This window comes from Amphritea opalescens (genome assembly GCF_003957515.1).
GTDB lineage: Bacteria > Pseudomonadota > Gammaproteobacteria > Pseudomonadales > Balneatricaceae > Amphritea > Amphritea opalescens.
In genome coordinates this window covers 47,173-66,062 of record NZ_RQXW01000018.1, presented here as the reverse complement: position 1 = coordinate 66,062, position 18,890 = coordinate 47,173, and the positions used below count along the sequence as shown (strand labels likewise).

The following is an 18,890-nucleotide window of genomic DNA, read 5'->3' as shown; positions in this document are numbered from 1 at the left end:
TCTTTATAAATCAGCCAGATAAAATACTGACTAATGTTTAATCAACGGTTTGTTTTAGCCTCCTGTAAGCGAGCATAAACCGATAATAGGTGCTGATGAGCAGCAAAAGCCTCCAACGCTAATGTAGACGCCGAAAATCCCACAAAAACAGCATGACCATCGATCATCTCTAACACCCGAGTGACACAATCGGCACCGTAGATCTGATTTAATACCCCATGATACTGCTCAAGAGGACGATCGGCATCTAAGCGAAACATCAAGCACTGCTGTAAACAGCGATATAAACTGGCGCGACGATTACCCCCAACCTCAGTTGTTTGTAGCCAAGCACTCCAAATCAACGCTTCACCCAACTCACCCAAGCGCAAATTTAGCAGGCATTTAAGCTCGCCCACACTGAAGGAATACCAAATATCATGCTCATCCGGTAAAAGACCGATGATCTCAACCACTCGCTGCCCATCATCAAAACCACCCTCTTCGAGCGCCACCAACAACCCTTCGATTTGCCGGTCATCCAACGACGATAGATTTAATAGCGGTTCTCGCAACTCAGTGCCCGCATTACGGTTATCCCGCACCAAAACATCGACTGAACAGACTTCAGACATCCCCGGCACAATGATACGGCAACAATGAACACCGAGGTGACCATAGTCAGCGATATAGATATCCATATCCACTTTGTGAATCAGATAGCACAACCGTTCAAATTCAGCTTGAGCATCCCCAGGGATATTCCACTCGGTGTAGTCATAATCGGTCTCGGTCGAAAACAGATCCCAACCCACCGAACCGGTCGAGTTTATTCGATGGGCATCCAAATTAGCCTGCTCGGCCACTTCAGCAAGGTCAAACGAAGGCAAGGAGAAACCGCTAAGGTCGTCGAGATCTCGCCCCTGCAACAGCTCCGTCACCGCCCGCTCAAAGGCCCGCTCAAATTTAGGATGCGCCCCAAAAGCAGCACAACAACCGCCATCCAGAGGGTTGATCAGTGTCACATTGACTAACGGAAACTGTCCTCCTAGGGAGGCATCCTTAACCATCACCATTAGTCCTTGCCCGCGAAGAGTCTCTATCGCCTCCATCATCGACGGATAACGACTGAGCACCGACTCAGGAATATCGGGCAAACTGATCCCTGATGTAATAATGGTGTTTTTAATATGCCGTTGAAATATCTCTGATAACGCCTGCACCCGCGCCTCATAGAGACAGTTCCCAGCCGCCGTACCATTACTGCCATATAAGTTGTTAATGATATTAACCGGAATCCACACCTGCTCACCATTACGCTGACGCTCAAATGGGATCGCACAAATAGCATGGTCTCGGTGCGCCGCATGGAGCTCTAACAGCATTGAGGATTTTAGTTCTCCCGTCAGGTTATAGTGCAGCCGCGTTGGCTCATCCAACAACCCGCTCGGCAAAATATCCCCCGTAACCGGAAACCAGCGCTCGTTGGGATAATAGATAAATGGCTGACTCGCCACCTCTTGTCCCAAATAATAATCAGCAAAAAAATGATTATTACTTAAACCGGCAAACAAATTCGCTAACGCGCTGACCTGCGCCGCCTCTTGAGAGGTGCCCTTCCCCTGCGCAACAAAAACGGTACTAGAACGATCCTCGAGCCTGACGGACCAAACATGGGGCACCGGGTTATGCCACTCGACCTCGTCAATCTCAAACCCTAACGTCTGCAATTTAGCCTTCATCAAGCCCGTAGCATTTTGCAGTGATGTATCTTTACCGAGAATCATAGTCATAGGGAGAAGAATCCTTACTACCCATTTTTAAATAAAAACAGCCACATCCAGAGAAACAAACCCACTTTTCCAAAGACGGTGGACAATTATAAGGCCTGCCATACCGACAACAGGAAACAAGCTAAAACATAATGTTTTGCATTATCGCGCTATAGGCAAAAAAAAGAAAAGCGATATCCAACAGATCGTTATTTAAGCACTTAATAAAACAGTAAAATATTTATCTTACCCACTTGACGCATACCCCCCTCATCATTAATATACGCCGCCACGGTTGAGACGTTCCTTGATAGCTCAGTTGGTAGAGCAGTAGACTGTTAATCTATTGGTCGCTGGTTCGAGTCCAGCTCGAGGAGCCAACCTTTTAACCGTACTGAATGACATTCCTTGATAGCTCAGTTGGTAGAGCAGTAGACTGTTAATCTATTGGTCGCTGGTTCGAGTCCAGCTCGAGGAGCCATTCACTCAGAACGGGGCATAGCGCAGCCTGGTAGCGCATCTGGTTTGGGACCAGAGGGTCGTAGGTTCGAATCCTGCTGCCCCGACCACTTTAAAGTTACCCTATAACTTTAGTGGTTAGATTCTGAGACACGCTTGAACATTTCGTGTATAAATACCGTTCTTCGTCGGGGCATAGCGCAGCCTGGTAGCGCATCTGGTTTGGGACCAGAGGGTCGTAGGTTCGAATCCTGCTGCCCCGACCATCTTTCGAAGTACTTGTTTTAGTAACAGTATTGAGTAACACCGTCTCATTGAGACAACCCTTAGTCGGGGCATAGCGCAGCCTGGTAGCGCATCTGGTTTGGGACCAGAGGGTCGTAGGTTCGAATCCTGCTGCCCCGACCACTTTGAAGCACGCACTCATATTGAATTATGGTTTAACACTCTCATTCTTCTGCTTCAAAATATTGTCACTCGCTCATTGCTCTAAATAGAATGCTTCGCAAGATATAATCGCTGTTTTTATAGCGAGAGAAAACTCCAACACCCAGTTTCTGTTATTACGATTTACAACCAGTTTTTCAGCACCTCCCCTTCGCTGAATCTTAACGAAGTCATTTCGTTATTCACCGGGGTATACATCACCGTCTGTTTTATCATGTATACAGCTACCCCGGATTTTTTCTCACCACACCAACCAACTCCCCATCAATTGATGTTTTTTATTATGCGTCAAACCTCCCCTAAACTACCTAACGACCCGTTACTAACAAGCCAAATCCAACTTTCTCGAATAAGTAGCGACGGATAATAAAAAGAGGGGGAAGATGAAGAGCCATATGATAAAATCCAACGCTCTGCTGATTGTGACGAGTAACATCAAAAAAACGTCCTGAAGTGCAAACCGGATTTTCATCTTTTAGGTTATGGATAATACAGCCGCAAAGCCGATGTAATCGATACATCTCAATCATGTTACTGGCAACAAAGGCTGCTCCATACGCATTAGGATCACAGCTAAACCGCCTAGCTGTTAAGTGCATACGACCCTACAAATGCGACAAGGAAGTTTAGATGACAACAGAACAGAACTACTTTCTCACCGTTGCCATTATCAACCTAATTCTGGCTTTTTCAGGCACGAGAATTAAAGACCCTATCGGTAAGCCGAAGTGCATTCTCTTCTTTATTATGGCGATGTCGGCAAACTGCCTTAGCTGGTTTCTATACGCCTTTGATATCGGTACCTCTTTAAAAATCATATCCGTCATGCTATCGGCGACATTCATTTGGGGGATGGTGGCATTCAGTTATCGACGCTGCGAACAGCCACTCCCCGTTTCTTTAATATCCCTTATTTTTATACTTAATTGCTTGGCGTTAGGTTATTTCACCTACACCGAACACCCCTATAAAGCTCTTCATGTCAGCGCTTTTTTTGTCCCTTTGGCCTTATCGGTAGCGGCTTACCTGTTTATTAAAAAGAAACCAGACCGAAACTCATCCGACCTTATTTTTGCTTACGCCTGCTGTGCAATGTCGATCGTCGTTATCATCCGCTCGCTATTGCTAGAGATATCACCCAACATCTTTAACGTCACCATCATTGCGTCACAAATCATCTGGCCGGCGTTCAACGTTATCGTTGGCGTATTTACCCTATTAAGTTTTACCGAGGACATACAACTCAGGTTACAAAAAGAATCGAACACCGATCAACTCACCGGCCTCGCTAATCGGCGCAGTATGGATAACATACTAAAACAGGAATGGGCAAAAGCTGAACGCCACCAAAGATTGCTAGCGCTGGTTATGCTCGATATTGATTTTTTCAAGAACTATAACGATCACTATGGTCACCAAGCTGGCGATGATTGCTTAAAGAAAGTAGCACAAGCCATTCTCGATTCAGGACAACGCGCAAGCGATGTATCGGTACGCTATGGTGGTGAAGAGTTTCTACTTATCCTCCCTGACACAGATGCCCTTGCAGCCAAAAAGATAGCCAACAAGGTACGCGCATCCATTGCAGCACTCGATATAACTCACCAAGATTCCCCGTTCGATACAGTCACCGTTAGCGCGGGAGTCGCGGTGCAGACACAAAGAAACTTTAGCACCATTAGAGATCTACTCATGGCCGCTGACGCCGCACTCTATCAGGCAAAAAACAATGGGCGCAATCAGATTCAAATAATGCCATTCGAAGCAGAATAAAGCAGGTTAGGCTATGGTCATACAGTACAGATTAGCGATGTTTCTTTGACTGTATGACGGCACCCATTTCACACCAAACGGATGAGGGCTTAATTTAACGGATGGGAGACTGTACCAAGACCTTAACAAGCCCAAGCAACACAGGGATCGAAACAAACGATTGATTGACAAAGCCTCACAACTCTATATAGTTGTTAATAGCTTAGAAAAAGTCTATTTTTTAACCATATGTTGTCGTTGTATTACTATCATAAGTTTATTTAAGTATTCTCGTCCCACTGTTTTAAATTCCAGTCTTATTTTTTCGCTATCAGAACAAACCTGCCCTTCATTTGAACATCCGTCGTGCTTTTGGCACCGAACCAACTTCGAATACAGCTGTTTCAATTTCAAGGCCAGAGTTGTCCCGATCAATACTCACGGCGTAATATCGCTACTGTGCCCGTCAGTATGGTGTGTCCCCAAGATCACAATAGAGGATCACACATTAAAGTAGCTCGCTGAAGTCAGTACCGAGGGTACTACACAGCAAGACATAGTTTTGTCATCTGTCAGAGGTAGTCTATGAATCATCTCTGCATGACTTTTTTGGTTTTCAGGCGGAAATTGTAACGATTAAGTTTCGATTTCGCGCTAAATATTCGGCTAAACAGAGCCGTTCTGATAACCAACACAATTTATTCACTCAACAGAAATGAGTGATGCCCGTTATACCTTACCGGTAACATCCGAACTGCCATTGCAGTGAGTCGATGTTCAGGGAGATTCAAACGCGGGTCTATTTGAGAAAAGAATGAGTAATATTAAAACCGCTATAAATGCCGCCGATTTTGAAAAATACAGCAACCCTATCCCTGGCCGGGAATACATCATGGGTCTGTTCGATGAACCAGGAAAATATCTCAACCGTGAACAACTGGGCAAAACCCTCAAGTTGTTTGAAGATGATGAGAAAGAAGCACTCCGACGCCGATTGCGCGCGATGGAGCGAGACGGACAATTAAATTTCGATCCACGTAAGGGCTATAGCTTACTAACTCAAGACGACCTAATCGAAGGCAAGATCATTGGCCATCCCGACGGCTTTGGTTTTCTTTCAATTGATGGCCCCGGCGACGATCTATACCTACATGAAAGCCAGATGCTTAAAGCATTTCCCGGTGACCGTGTACAGGCGCGTATCAGCGGTGTCGATCGCCGTGGACGCCAAGAAGCCCAGATTATCAAGGTACTCGAGCAAAATACCACGGAAGTGGTTGGCCGCCTGAGAGTTGATGACGGTGAGTACTTTTTACAGCCTGAAAACAGCCGTATGCGCAATGAGATCGATATTCCCGATGATCAACTCAATGGCGCTGAAGCTGGCCAATACGTTACCGTTGCCATCACTGAATACCCTTGCAACCGTTTTAATGCTGAAGGAAAAGTGGTTGAACTACTAGGCGATTCCATGGCTCCGGGTATGGAAATCGACGTTGCCATTCGCAATCACGATATTCCTCACAAATGGCCTCAGGATGCACTCGATGCTGCTGCTGCCCTCGGTGAAGAGGTTAAACCCTCCGACAAACAACATCGTGCCGATCTGCGTGCACTCCCCTTCGTCACCATTGATGGTGAGGATGCTCGGGATTTCGATGATGCGGTCTATTGTGAAAAACGTAAATCTGGCGGCTGGCGTCTATATGTCGCGATTGCCGATGTATCCCATTACGTTATGCCCGGCAGTCCACTCGATGTAGAGGCCGCTGAACGAGGCACCTCGGTTTACTTCCCAGGTCATGTTGTCCCCATGCTGCCTGAAGCACTTTCTAACGGTTTGTGCTCATTGAATCCACATGTTGACCGCCTCGTGATGGTCTGCGAAATGTCGATCAATAATGCCGGCAAGATGACGAGCTATACCTTTTCAGAAGGCATTATTCATTCCCATGCCCGTCTAACCTACACCCAGGTTGGCGCATTGGTCTCCTCTTCTGAATCCGAACTCGGTAAAACAGTGGCTCGCCAACATGCCGATGTTGTGCCTCATTTGCATGCCCTGCACCATCTATATGCAGTGCTGAGAAAGGCGCGTACCAAACGTGGCTCTATCGATTTTGAAAAACAGGAAGTACAGTTTAAATTTACCGAAGACCGTAAGATCGACAAGATCGTGCCGGTTGTACGTAACGACGCTCATAAGATGATCGAAGAATTTATGCTTTGTGCCAACGTGGCGACAGCACAGTTCCTCGAGAAGATTGACCTACCCGCTCTTTATCGTATCCATGAAGGCCCGGTCGAGAAAAAGCTAACCAACCTGAGAACATTCCTCAGTGAGCGGGGCCTAAATCTCGCCGGTGGTGATAAACCAACGCCGGCCCATTACGACCGATTACTGAAGAGCCTTGGCGATCGTCCTGATGCACAAATTATCCGCATGATGATGCTACGCTCACTGAGCCAAGCAGAGTATAGCTCCGACAACCAAGGCCATTTCGGTCTGGCTTACTCAGCCTATGCTCACTTTACCTCACCGATTCGTCGCTACCCTGATCTACTGGTTCATCGCGCAATCCGTTCGGTTATTCGTCGCAGTGAAACGGGCAGCATCTTCAGTCGAACACTGAAAAAACTGACCGGCACCGCCGACTCTGTTCATCGGGTCAAAACAGCGGCACCGCTTGAGCAAACAAAAAGCTACCCATACGACCTAACCGCCATGAATAACCTGGCAGAACACTGTTCGCTCGTATCTCGTCGCGCCGACAAAGCCGGCTGGGATGTTGAGGCTTGGTTGAAGTGCGAATACATGCAGGATCATGTGGGTGACGTCTTTAGTGGCGTGATCAGCACCGTGACCAACTTCGGTCTATTTATTGAACTCGATGATACTCAGGTGGAAGGTCTGGTGCACGTCACCGCCCTAAACAATGATTACTATCAGTTCGATGCGGCACAGCAGCGCTTGGTGGGCGAACGTACCCGGGTTAACTTTGGTATTGGTGACAAGATAGATATACGCGTTGTCCGGGTCGATATGGATCAACGTAAGATCGAATTTGAACTTGCCTATAAAGATGACGCGCCAGCATCAACAAAACCTAAAGCCCGCAAAGGCCGTGGCAAAGGCAACCGTAAATACAGTAAGAAGTGATTCAGTGAATGCTAAGGCAGCCTGCTTAGGCTGGCCTTAGCGACACTAACAGTAATCAATCGCACGACCTACACCCTAGGTCGCGCTGATCACCCTATCGTGTTTGATAACCAAACACTCTGATACGGCGCTAACAGTATCGCTCCCTGCAGATCTTCATAATGCTGACCACTGAGTAGATCCGACCAGTCTTGAGTACTAATCAAGTTCAGATCAGATAATGACAAGCTAGCGGGCTCGGCACTGATATTATTCAAACAGAATATATTTTGCGTCCTATCGATGCTCTGGCGCCAAAAGCCAAATAGCTGCTCGCCCAGATGCAGCGTAAACTGAGTCGCGTTAGGGTGAAATGCTTTCTGCTGAATACGAATAGCAATTAAATCCTTAAGTCCACTGAACACTCGATAATGATGACTCGCTTCATCGGTTAATAACGCTTCTAACGCGGTATAGTCCCATTGATGTCGGTTGATCGAACGAAACTGCCCCGTCATCTCGACACGCTCATGATCATTCAAGGTACCGAGTAAACTGTGTAGATAGATACCGGGTATCCCCTCCAGTGCCAGCATAATACGGTGAGCACAGAGGAAACGGGCTTCCCCCCAATTATCTTTGCCATCGGTCGTTCCCTGCAATGCTTCAAACAGGGCAATGTTAATCTCGTATGGCTTTTTAGCACCATCATCGAGCGCTCGCCAAGAGACATGCCCGCCAAAGTTTTGCATCGTCTCAATCATGAGGTCGACTTCGCTATCGGGCAAAATCCCCTCCACTGGACGTAGACCAATACCATCATGTGAGGCGATAAAGTTGAAGAAAGAGGTGCCATCCTGCGCCGGAGGCATACTCATCATCCACTGTTTTAGATAGAAATTCTGACCGGTGATGAGGGCATGCAGCAACAACGGCGGCAACGAAAAGTTATAGACACAGTGTGCTTCATTGGCATTACCAAAATATGAGAGGTTCTCCCGACTAGGGATGTTCGTTTCGGTAATAATCATCGCATTCGGGCAAGCGTACTCAATCAAGGTTCTGAAGAGTCGCACCACCTCATGGGTTTGATCCAGATTAAGGCAACGGCTACCCGCCTCCTTCCAAAGAAAGGCCACCGCATCTAGACGAAATATATTCACGCCCTGATCAAGGTAAAAACGGAAGATTTGCACAAACTCTTTCAAGACCGCCGTATTGCGAAAATCAAAATCCACTTGATCATGGCTGAAGGTGCACCACACATGCTTCAGACCATCCGCCGTTTCAACCTCCCGCAATAAGGGACTGGTGCGTGGCCGAACTACCTCAGAAAGGTCATCATCGGGACTCGCGGTAAAGTAATAGTCATGGCCAACCCCTTCGCCTTTAACGAAATTATCAAACCATAGACTTTCACCTGAACCGTGATTAATCACCAGATCGGACATCAAACGATACTCTGATGAGAGCCGCTGAATATCTTGCCACTCGCCAACGGATTCACGTACCTGATAATAATCACTCACCGCAAACCCATCATCCGAGCTGTAGGGAAAAAACGGTAACACATGAACACCACTGATCACGCCATCACACTGTTCATTCAAAAAGTGATGCAGCGTATTCATCGCCCGCTCATCAGCACGGTGCAAGCTATCACCATAGGTGATCATAATAATATCTTGCTGACTCCAATGATTCTTATAGGGCGTGGGCAGTTGCTCTACACTCCCAAGACGCATAATAGAGATCAGGTCGGAGACCAGCTGAGTAACCTCCTCCGCTTCAAATGAGCAATAAATATTATGCAGATGATTCTCAATCTGACTGGCGAGTTGCGCACTAGCACTATTTAAAACGCTATCCATATTATTCCGCCATAAACTCTTGATGATCCAACTCCACCGCTTCAATCAAGCGATCAAACACATCGGGCATGGCACTAGACACACGACTCCAACTGGGAATGAACGGCGTTTCCATCGGATTACTCAAAAACTGCTCACCGGCGGAGATAATATTACGGGAGAACATCTCAACCGCCATCTCTTCAGCATGGATATCCAACTGTAGGCCATTCATCACCGCATCGTTGTGATAGGTTTCGACAAAATCCAAAGCAATTCGATAGTAGGTTGCCTTAACCGAACGGAAGGTCTCGGTATTAAAGGTATAGCCTTGAGTGGCCAGCTTGCGGAACAGGGATTTAGTGATATCGATCGACATCTTTGACAGACCGGCTTCCATATCATCTAAGGATAGATCTTGGTGTTTATGATCATACTGATCGGCGATATCTACCTGACAGAGCCGGTTATTGGCATAGTTACGATGCATCTCTGACAGCACGCCTATTTCTAAGCCCCAGTCACTCGGAATACGAATATCCGTCAAGACATCTCGCCGAAAAGAGAACTCACCCGCTAAGGGGTAACGAAAGCTATCGAGAAACTGTAGATACTCAATTTCGCCAAAGACTTTCTTCAAGGCTCGCAAGAGTGGCGTCACCAATAAACGGCTGACTCGGCCATTAATCTTGCCGTCGGAGACGCGAGCGTAAAAGCCTTTACAAAACTCATAGTTAAACTGCGGATTAGCCACCGGATAGATCAACCGAGCCAACATTTCACGGCTGTAGGTCGTCACATCACAATCATGTAACGCAACGGATTCCGCCCGGCCCGAAGCCAAAATATACCCCATACAATACCAAACATTACGGCCCTTACCGGCCTCTTTAGGGGCTAGTTTAAGTGCTTGCAGTTCGGCATCTAGAGCTCTTAAACGCGGACCATCGTTCCACAGAATACGATGATGCTGCGGTAGCTTGCTAAAAAATTGGCGGGCATAACGAAACTGCTCTTCATCGGCGCGATCAAGCCCAATAACAATCTCTGAGAGGTAAGGCACCTGACTAATTTCATCGATAATATGGCTCAGTGCCGGCCCTTCAAGTTCGGAAAACAGCGAGGGTAGAATCAATGCCAAAGGCCGCTTTCGGCCAAAACGCGTCAACTCCTCTTCGACCTCTTCTATCGGCCGATCTGCTAGATGATGCAAAGTCGTAATAATTCCATTCTGATAAAAATCACCCATAAAAATTACTCCTTAGCTTCTTCCGAAGGTATTCAATTGAATTCATCTCTAACGGTCGTTCCGCGGCGCCTAAAAACCAGCTAACCCCCTCAACCCAACCATCGGGGCCGGTTTGTTTGGTTCGATAGAGATTCTTATGTTCGATGTTAAGTGGCTCATGTACAGGCGAACGGATCACGACGGCACAATCAGCCACCTGCAACATATCCACATCATTATCGCCATCACCGGCGGCAATGGTTAAAAAATGGTTTGCTTCAGTGCCATTGGAGGTTCGCAGTTCATACTGCTCATACAACCATTGCAACGCCTGCCCCTTATTACAAGCGCCGGTCACATGCAGGAATCGTCCACCCTGAAGCACCGTAGCCCCCGCTTGCCTAAGTTTTTGCACGAATAACTGTTTACGGCTCTCCGATCCGCGCCAGCGAACCGGTTCACTAAACTCACGGATATTGGCTAATTGGGCCGCGTCATCTGATAGCCCAGTACAGGCTTCGATGCCATCAATGCCCAAGGAGGTGAATGTTTCAAATTCGCCATCAAACTCAGCTCTTTGCTCTGCTAAGAGCGTTAGCCAATGATCCCTTCGTAGCGAAAACTGCGCACAGTAATAATTATCGACACTGATACAGCCCGATGGAGGCGTTGAAAAGTAACCGGTTGGGATAAAAACCGCCGCGCCATTTTCAACCACAAAGGGCTCATCGCTATCTAACTCCCTCCGTAAAACCGATAACTCCGCTCGGGTTTTACTCGTCACCGGAATAACAGGAATCTGAGTCTCTTTTAGTAAGGCCAGTAAGGGTTTAGCGGGATCAAAGCTATAGCTAAAGTGGTCCAGCAACGAGCCATCAAGATCGGTAAAAATCAAAACCTTTGTCGTCATCGTATAACCCCCTTCGCAGCAACAGTGCACATCGATCTAAGCAATAACAAAAACGCACCAATATAGACCACCCAACAACCTTTTAAGCAAAATACTTTATCCATACTGCGGATACTGCAGGAAGCATACCGATTTAGAAAAACCCCAGCATAGAGTGCAATTACTCAGACTCAGTCTATGCTTTACTCATATCGATAAATAATTTGATGGGTATTTCGTATGACCTTTTTAATCAATCATCAGTGCACCGCATCAACTAAGCTGACGGTAAAGCTCTAAAAAAGAGCCAAAAAAGAGTCAAAAAAGAATGAGTTACAGCAATACGGGATAAAAACCTAAGGATAGCGAGAACAAAGGGGAAAACATGCCCTTACAGTAACGCCTATTTAAGCAGCGCCATTCAGGAAAGATGTATTAATCAGACTGATACCAGAACATGGTATTAGTTTTGCTTAAAGAAATAAGAGAAACGAAAAATGAACGCCTGAGCGAGAAGCGCGCACTCAATTAAAGCACGCCAAAATGTGAAGCGATTGACCACTTTGGGTTTATTTTCGTAATAATAAATTAGTGAAATGTCGTAAATGGTCAAAATTTATGGAGAAAACGCCGATTATTGAACATCAAAACAGAGCGAAACTACTTAATCCTTGATATTTAAAGGTAATGTTTGCACTCTTACTTGAAATTATCGTAGGGTATAGACAGACGCGAAACAGTCGCTAAGAATAATTTACTACCGATTTAAACTTGCGGATCACAACCCATAAATTGTAGAGAGGCATAATAACAAATGGAAAATTCAGCTTCCAGTGAGGCTTTTGTACGGTTTGACGGTGTTCAGAAAAGCTACGACGGAAAGATCCTCGTCGTGAAAGACCTGAATATTGATGTCCCACGCGGTGAGTTTCTGACCATGCTTGGGCCATCCGGCTCAGGAAAAACCACATCACTCATGATGTTGGCAGGTTTTGAGACAGCAACCCACGGCGATATCTATCTCGATGGCCGTTCAATCAACAACGTAGCACCCCACAAACGCGGCATCGGCATGGTATTTCAAAACTATGCACTCTTTCCTCATATGACCGTAGCCGAAAACCTCGCCTTCCCTCTCAAAGTTCGCAACATGGGTAAATCCGAAATAGAACAGCGAGTCAACAGAGCCCTCGACATGGTCGAATTGGGTAGCTTCGGGGATCGCCGTCCAGCACAATTATCCGGTGGGCAACAACAGCGCGTCGCCGTAGCACGGGCACTGGTATTTGAGCCTGACTTGATTCTGATGGACGAACCTCTCGGGGCGCTCGATAAAAATCTGCGGGAGCAGATGCAGTACGAAATCAAACATATTCATGAACGATTGGGCGTGACCGTCGTCTATGTGACCCATGACCAATCTGAAGCACTGACGATGTCGAATCGCATCGCAGTTTTCAACGACGGTATCATTCAACAACTCGCCCCCCCCACCGAACTTTACGAAAAACCGACTAACTCATTTGTTGCCCAATTTATCGGTGAAAACAATAAGTTATCCGGTATTTTACAATCAACTCAAGACGGCATTTGTACCGTTCGCTTGCCAAGCGGTGAGCTGGTCACTGCCCTTGATATTAATACTGATGATATTGGTAAAGAAAGTACGCTTTCTTTACGACCTGAACGCGTATTTCTTGACCCTGTTGAAGGTCAATGTGACAACGTATTCACCGGAAAAGTTGAGGAGGTTATCTACCTAGGAGATCACAAGCGCGTCCGTATGAATGTCTGCGGCCACGATGAATTTATCGTCAAGGTTCCGAATTCCACGGACCATAAAGGATTGCAAGTTGGCGGCACAGCCCCTATCGGTTGGTCGTCTAAAGATTGCAGGGCCTTGGATACAATCTGATCAGGATCAGAATGTCATTGCTACTGAAAAACAATAAAGGCTACATCATTAAGATGATGAGCGAATAAACAGCGTCTTCACTAAGAAGATGTCATGTCATTAAAGCCCGAGAGGAAATGCCAAATGAAGAAATTTTCCAAATTAACATCTGTCCTAGCACTAGGTGCTGCTGTATGTGTGGGTTCTGCGACTGCAGCTGAGCCACTAACGGTTGTATCATGGGGTGGAGCGTACACAAAATCCCAACGCATGGCCTACAGCGATCCATTCACGGCAAAAACGGGCATTAAGATTGTTGACGAAGATAAGTCAGGTAATGGTCTAGCGGGTCTGCGTGCTCAAACAGAAGCCGGCAACGTAACTTGGGATGTACTGGATATTCTGGAAGGCGACGCAATTCTGGCCTGTGATGAAGGTATCGCACAAGAACTCGATTACGAAAAAGATCTTAACCCAGGTGCTGATGGCACGCCGGTAATGGAAGACTTTATAGAAGGTTCTCTTTCTGGTTGTTATGTTCCTACCATCGTTTATGCCACGCTGTTCTCATTCAACGACAAAGCATTCCCGGGCGAAAAACCAAAAACCATTGCTGACGTATTTAACGTTAAAAAATTCCCAGGTAAGCGTGCCTTTGAGAAAAAACCTGATGCTAACCTAGAGTGGGCTCTTGCTGCTGATGGCGTACCTTATGATGAAGTTTACGATGTCTTGGGGACTCCTGAAGGTGTAGAACGTGCTTTCGCTAAACTCGATACTATTAAAGATTCAATCATCTGGTGGGATGCTGGTGCTCAACCACCACAACTACTAGCCGACGGTGAAGTCGCTATCGCGTCCGCTTATAACGGTCGTATCTTTAACGCTCAAGTCGTCGAAAACCAGCCGTTCACCATTATTTGGGACGGTCAGGTTTATGAGCTAGATGGTTATATCATTCCAAAAGGTGCTCCACATAAGAAAGCGGCCATGGACTACCTGCGTTTCGCAACTGACACGCAACGTCTAGCCGATCAAACTAAATACATCTCTTATGGTCCTGCACGTAAATCTTCTGCACCACTGGTTGATACTCATGCGGAAACCGGTGTAAAAATGGCTCCCCATATGCCTACTACGCCAGTTAACTTCAAAACACCTATCAAGAAAAATGCTGAATTCTGGGCTGATAACGGTGACGAACTGCGTCAACGCTTTAACGCTTGGTTAGTACAATAAGTACGTAAATGCTGGGGGGCTGCCAAGCCCCCCTTTATGAGTTAAATGCTGATTATCGAGTCATGATTTGATCGATCATCAAACCAAACGATCAGATGATGATTCATCATTATCAACGGTACCATGCACAACCAACCGCCATTTTAATTCATCATCAATAAAGGGTTTGTATTCCTCATGATGGCAAATACTGTCGAGGCCGAAGGCCAATTAACCCCGGACGAACAGAAACGACTTACCTCGGATATGCATCGCTCATTGCGCCGCAAAAAAGTCCGCGCCCTGTTTCTGGTAGCACCCCTGCTTATCTTTATCATGGTCACCTTTGTTTCACCTATCGCAACCATGCTATTCCGGTCGATTGATAATCCGCAGGTTTCCGAATATATGCCTAATACCACCGCTGCGTTAGCGAGCTGGGATGGCGATAGCAACGAACTGCCGGATGAAGCAACCTATGCGGCACTGGTTGAAGACTTGGTCGTGGGTCGTAAAAACCATACCATTGGTAAAGCGGCTACCCGTCTAAATTACGAAAAAAGTCAGATGCGCAGCCTGTTAACCGGCACCGCGCGTAAAGCTGCTAGACTCAAACCGCCATACAAAGCCCAACTGATCAAAATCAATAAAGGTTGGGGCGATATTGATAACTGGCGAGTCATTAAACGCGAATCGAAACCCTATACCACGTCGTATTACATTGCCGCATTCGATATGGAAACCACCCCCGAGGGTGAAATCAGAATGCTACCGGAGAATCAGCGTGTCTACCTGCAGATGCTCTGGCGAACCGTCTGGATGTCGGTGGTCATCACCTTATTGACCTTGCTGCTCGGCTACCCAGTGTCCTATCTGCTGGCATCACTGCCAATGCGTGTTGCCAACACCCTGATGATCTTGGTGCTACTACCCTTCTGGACCTCGCTGCTGGTACGAACCTCATCTTGGATCGCCCTACTGCAAGGACAAGGGGTGATCAATGATATTCTCGTTTGGTTCGGCCTAGTCAATGATGAGAGCCGGCTGAGTATGATCTACAACGCCACGGGTACGGTCATTGCCATGACCCATATACTATTGCCGTTTATGATCCTGCCGCTCTATTCGGTGATGAAAACTATTCCACCAAGCTATATGCGGGCGGCTCGATCACTCGGCGCGACCCCGTTTACCGCTTTCGTTAAGGTTTATCTACCGCAATCCGTACCGGGTATATCCGCGGGCGCCATCTTGGTGTTTATTCTCGCGATCGGTTACTACATTACCCCTGCGTTGGTGGGTGGCCAGACCGGACAGTTTATCGGCAACATGATTGCATACCATATGCAAAGCTCGCTTAACTGGGGTCTTGCAGCCGCGCTCGGTGTGGTACTGCTAACACTGGTGTTAGGTATCTATGCCCTTTACAGCCGCCTATTCGGTGGTAACAATCAGATGACGTTGAGGTAAGATTATGGCACTTCCATCGTATGCCGGCCCCTTAGAAACATTCTGGTACTATGCGTTCCGTCTTTTTTGCGGCATGGTATTTATTTTCTTAATAACGCCGTTGCTTATTATTATTCCATTGTCATTCAATGTTGAGCCCTACTTCAGCTTTACCGAAGGTATGCTGGAGTTCGACCCTGATGCCTACTCACTCCGCTGGTATCAAGAGTTTTTTGCTAGTGAGCGCTGGATGGCCGCAATCAAGAACACCTTTATTGTCGCGGTCTGCTCGACCTTCCTATCCATGGTGCTAGGCACCTTGGCAGCACTGGGATTGAGTCGTTCAGAACTACCCTTTAAAGGCCTAATCATGGGGTTATTGATCTCTCCTATGATCGTACCGTTGATTATATCTGCGGCGGGCATGTTCTTTTTCTATTCATCTATCGGCGTATCACAGAGCTATATGGGCTTAATACTCGCTCATACCGCACTCGGTACCCCCTTTGTGGTGATCACGGTGACCGCGACACTGAGTGGTTTTGACTACAATTTAGTCAGAGCAGCTAACAGTCTAGGGGCTTCGCCAACCTATGCGTTCTTTAAAGTCACAGTGCCATTGATTATGACCGGTGTTATCTCAGGCGGCCTGTTTGCCCTGATGACTTCGGTGGATGAAGTGGTCGTTGCGATCTTTATTGCCGGTGCAGAACAGCGAACAGTACCGATGCAGATGTGGGCCGGTATTCGTGAGCAGATTAGTCCGACCATCTTGGCCGTTGCAACCATGCTCGTCTGTATGTCCATCATGCTGCTAAGCACCGTGGAATATCTACGTCGTCGCTCTGAAGCGATTCGTGGTATCAGCGCGCATTAATCACTGTTCTCCGCTTTAACCAAAAAAGTCACTGGCAGCCTTAGCTCCCAGTGACTTTTTTATATCACCACCTTATTAAATGGCTATTTGCTCAAGCGGGCTAACACAGCTTTCGCGACCAGCGTCGAAGAGGCTGGGTTCTGGCCGGTAATCAATAAACCATCCTCAACCAGATAAGGTCCCCAGTCTGGTCCCTGCGAATAAACACCGCCGCGCTGCTTCAACTCGTCTTCCAACAAGAATGGCACCACCTCGGTTAAGCCGACCGCCGCTTCTTCGGTATTGGTAAAGCCCGTGACCTTCTTGTTCTTAACGAGTGGCTCGCCCGCCTCATCTTTAGTGTTTAACAACACACTCGGTGCATGACAGACCGCTGACACAGGCTTACCCTGACGGGCAAAGGTTTCAATCAAAGCAATAGAGGCTTTGTTCTGAGTCAGATCCCACATTGGGCCATGGCCACCGGGATAAAAGATTGCATCATAATCATCGGCAGACACGCTATTTAATGGCAACGTGTTCGCTAGCTTCTGTTGCAGATCAGCATCCTGATCAAAACGACGGGTATCCTCTGTCTGGAAATCTTCCAACGCACTTTTCGGATCGATCGGTGGTTGACCACCGGCAGGCGAAGCCAAGGTAATATTAACGCCAGCGTCCGCTAGCACATAATAAGGCGCGGCAAATTCTTCAACCCAAAAACCGGTTTTCTCGCCAGTATTACCCAGCTCATCGTGTGACGTCAGTACAAATAAAATATTCATCGTAATCTTTCCTTTCTGGCGGGCGACTAAATTTAATATCAGTCCGCACTTTAATTAATCATCGAATGCTCAACTGAGCCACTGACTGTTTAAGCGAGTTTTACCAACATCTTGCCGGTATTCTCACCCTTAAATAGGCCAATAAAGGCATCTGGTGCTTGTTCAATACCGTTATAAACCGTCTCTTTCCAGGTAATTTTCCCCGCTTCGATCCATTGAGTCATCTGCTCAACAAAGGCTGGATAATCATCCCAGTGTTCAAACACGATAAAGCCCTGAACTTTGAGTTTCTTAATAATCAATTGGGATAAATTCGCTGGTCCAGCCTGTGGCGTGGTGGCGTTGTATTGATCGATCATGCCGCAAACTGCGATACGTCCATGATCATTCATCAGGTTTAATACCGCTTCTAGGTGAGCACCGCCGACATTCTCAAAATAGACATCGATGCCTTCTGGACAAGCCTTAGCAATGCTTTCCTGCAGATCGTCGGTCGTTTTATAGTTGACCACCGCATCAACGCCTAAATCATCTAAGAGATAACGCGCTTTCTCATCCGAGCCTACGCTACCCGCCACATAACAACCTTTGAGTTTAGCGATCTGGCATACTATCGCGCCGACCGCACCTGAGGCGGCGGAAACAAACACGCGATCGCCCTCTTTTAACTCTGCAATTTTGGTCAGCCCCGTAAATGCCGTCATTCCTGTCATTCCCAGTACGCTCAAGAACGCCTGCTCCGCGATCTCAGTGTGCGGTAACAACTGAAGATCATCACCCGTAGAGGTAAAGTATTCCCGCCAGCCATTCATGCTTGACACCTTACGGCCCACGGGAAAATCAGTGTTGCGAGACTCGACAACTTCACCGACGGCCCCACCACTTAACACTTCATTGAGGGCGAATGGTTCAATATAGCTAGCGCGTTCCATCATCCGTCCACGCATATAGGGATCAACCGAAAGCCAGGTATTTTTCACCAACACTTCACCCTCTTGCAGCTCAGCAACAGGATGACTCACTAGCTTAAAATCTTCTTTAGAAGGGATACCGACAGGACGACGAAGAAGCTGAATTTCACGATTAGACTCAATATACATTTAACACCTTCCATAAATATTGTCAGATAATGATGAGTAGTCTATTCTCACTATCAATATGCATCCAATGCAT

12 protein-coding genes and 5 tRNA genes are annotated in these 18,890 nt (G+C 47.0%); 11 read left to right on the top strand and 6 right to left on the bottom strand.

Going from position 1 to position 18,890, the window contains the following annotated elements:
* Positions 1–41: 41 nt before the first annotated feature.
* The gene (gene ycaO / locus EH243_RS15970; RefSeq protein WP_126159663.1) at positions 42–1,772 is read right to left on the bottom strand and encodes a 30S ribosomal protein S12 methylthiotransferase accessory factor YcaO; all 1,731 of its coding nucleotides are present in this window, start codon (positions 1,770–1,772) and stop codon (positions 42–44) included.
* A gap of 283 nt (positions 1,773–2,055) precedes the next feature.
* Between ycaO and EH243_RS15965 the strand changes: the two genes are divergently transcribed.
* From EH243_RS15965 to rnr, 7 genes are all read left to right on the top strand, one after another.
* Positions 2,056–2,131: transfer RNA gene (locus EH243_RS15965), tRNA-Asn, on the top strand.
* 25 nt (positions 2,132–2,156) lie between these two features.
* Positions 2,157–2,232: transfer RNA gene (locus tag EH243_RS15960), tRNA-Asn, on the top strand.
* Positions 2,233–2,243: 11 nt separating this feature from the next.
* Positions 2,244–2,320 (top strand) — tRNA-Pro (locus EH243_RS15955).
* Positions 2,321–2,399: 79 nt separating this feature from the next.
* Positions 2,400–2,476: transfer RNA gene (locus tag EH243_RS15950), tRNA-Pro, on the top strand.
* Positions 2,477–2,541: 65 nt separating this feature from the next.
* Positions 2,542–2,618: transfer RNA gene (locus EH243_RS15945), tRNA-Pro, on the top strand.
* A 669-nt stretch (positions 2,619–3,287) separates the two neighbouring features.
* A complete protein-coding gene (locus EH243_RS15940; RefSeq protein ID WP_126159662.1) occupies positions 3,288–4,430 on the top strand; it encodes a GGDEF domain-containing protein in 1,143 nt (380 codons plus the stop codon).
* A gap of 793 nt (positions 4,431–5,223) precedes the next feature.
* Positions 5,224–7,569 (top strand): ribonuclease R, encoded by a 2,346-nt coding sequence (gene rnr / locus EH243_RS15935; RefSeq protein WP_126159661.1) that lies wholly within the window; start codon positions 5,224–5,226, stop codon positions 7,567–7,569.
* An 89-nt stretch (positions 7,570–7,658) separates the two neighbouring features.
* Here the strand turns inward: rnr and EH243_RS15930 are convergent, their stop codons facing one another.
* The 3 genes from EH243_RS15930 to EH243_RS15920 are packed head-to-tail and all read right to left on the bottom strand — an operon-like array spanning position 7,659 to position 11,536.
* Complete coding sequence (locus tag EH243_RS15930; RefSeq protein ID WP_126159660.1) at positions 7,659–9,419, bottom strand: sugar phosphorylase; 1,761 nt, start codon at positions 9,417–9,419, stop codon at positions 7,659–7,661.
* Position 9,420: 1 nt separating this feature from the next.
* Positions 9,421–10,647 (bottom strand): glycosyltransferase family protein, encoded by a 1,227-nt coding sequence (locus EH243_RS15925; protein WP_126159659.1) that lies wholly within the window; start codon positions 10,645–10,647, stop codon positions 9,421–9,423.
* The gene (locus EH243_RS15920; RefSeq protein WP_126159658.1) at positions 10,640–11,536 is read right to left on the bottom strand and encodes an HAD-IIB family hydrolase; all 897 of its coding nucleotides are present in this window, start codon (positions 11,534–11,536) and stop codon (positions 10,640–10,642) included. The genes EH243_RS15925 and EH243_RS15920 overlap by 8 nt, the downstream gene beginning before the upstream one ends.
* 793 nt (positions 11,537–12,329) lie before the next feature.
* Here EH243_RS15920 and EH243_RS15915 point away from each other — a divergent pair.
* The 4 genes from EH243_RS15915 (at position 12,330) to EH243_RS15900 (ending at position 16,953) form a co-directional block, all read left to right on the top strand.
* Complete coding sequence (locus tag EH243_RS15915) at positions 12,330–13,430, top strand: ABC transporter ATP-binding protein (protein WP_126159657.1); 1,101 nt, start codon at positions 12,330–12,332, stop codon at positions 13,428–13,430.
* 123 nt (positions 13,431–13,553) lie between these two features.
* Positions 13,554–14,648 carry an ABC transporter substrate-binding protein gene (locus tag EH243_RS15910; protein ID WP_126159656.1) on the top strand — a complete coding sequence of 365 codons (1,095 nt, stop codon included), beginning with the start codon at positions 13,554–13,556 and terminating at the stop codon, positions 14,646–14,648.
* 177 nt (positions 14,649–14,825) lie between these two features.
* Positions 14,826–16,097, top strand: a complete 1,272-nt coding sequence (locus EH243_RS15905; RefSeq protein ID WP_126159655.1) for an ABC transporter permease — start codon at positions 14,826–14,828, stop codon at positions 16,095–16,097.
* A 4-nt stretch (positions 16,098–16,101) separates the two neighbouring features.
* Positions 16,102–16,953: an ABC transporter permease gene (locus tag EH243_RS15900; protein ID WP_126159654.1), complete on the top strand. Its 852-nt coding sequence runs from the start codon at positions 16,102–16,104 to the stop codon at positions 16,951–16,953.
* 83 nt (positions 16,954–17,036) lie between these two features.
* Here EH243_RS15900 and EH243_RS15895 read toward each other — a convergent pair whose 3' ends face one another.
* Together EH243_RS15895 and EH243_RS15890 are read right to left on the bottom strand one after the other, a co-directional pair.
* Positions 17,037–17,717: a type 1 glutamine amidotransferase domain-containing protein gene (locus EH243_RS15895; protein ID WP_126159653.1), complete on the bottom strand. Its 681-nt coding sequence runs from the start codon at positions 17,715–17,717 to the stop codon at positions 17,037–17,039.
* Between the two features lie 89 nt (positions 17,718–17,806).
* Positions 17,807–18,817 carry an NADP-dependent oxidoreductase gene (locus EH243_RS15890; RefSeq protein WP_126159652.1) on the bottom strand — a complete coding sequence of 337 codons (1,011 nt, stop codon included), beginning with the start codon at positions 18,815–18,817 and terminating at the stop codon, positions 17,807–17,809.
* Between the last annotated feature and the right edge of the window lie 73 nt (positions 18,818–18,890).

Coding starts and splice junctions, on each gene's coding strand:
- ycaO (WP_126159663.1), bottom strand. CDS start 1,772: ATGACTATGATTCTCGGTAAAGATACATCACTGCAAAATGCTACGGGC.
- EH243_RS15940 (WP_126159662.1), top strand. CDS start 3,288: ATGACAACAGAACAGAACTACTTTCTCACCGTTGCCATTATCAACCTA.
- rnr (WP_126159661.1), top strand. CDS start 5,224: ATGAGTAATATTAAAACCGCTATAAATGCCGCCGATTTTGAAAAATAC.
- EH243_RS15930 (WP_126159660.1), bottom strand. CDS start 9,419: ATGGATAGCGTTTTAAATAGTGCTAGTGCGCAACTCGCCAGTCAGATT.
- EH243_RS15925 (WP_126159659.1), bottom strand. CDS start 10,647: ATGGGTGATTTTTATCAGAATGGAATTATTACGACTTTGCATCATCTA.
- EH243_RS15920 (WP_126159658.1), bottom strand. CDS start 11,536: ATGACGACAAAGGTTTTGATTTTTACCGATCTTGATGGCTCGTTGCTG.
- EH243_RS15915 (WP_126159657.1), top strand. CDS start 12,330: ATGGAAAATTCAGCTTCCAGTGAGGCTTTTGTACGGTTTGACGGTGTT.
- EH243_RS15910 (WP_126159656.1), top strand. CDS start 13,554: ATGAAGAAATTTTCCAAATTAACATCTGTCCTAGCACTAGGTGCTGCT.
- EH243_RS15905 (WP_126159655.1), top strand. CDS start 14,826: ATGATGGCAAATACTGTCGAGGCCGAAGGCCAATTAACCCCGGACGAA.
- EH243_RS15900 (WP_126159654.1), top strand. CDS start 16,102: ATGGCACTTCCATCGTATGCCGGCCCCTTAGAAACATTCTGGTACTAT.
- EH243_RS15895 (WP_126159653.1), bottom strand. CDS start 17,717: ATGAATATTTTATTTGTACTGACGTCACACGATGAGCTGGGTAATACT.
- EH243_RS15890 (WP_126159652.1), bottom strand. CDS start 18,817: ATGTATATTGAGTCTAATCGTGAAATTCAGCTTCTTCGTCGTCCTGTC.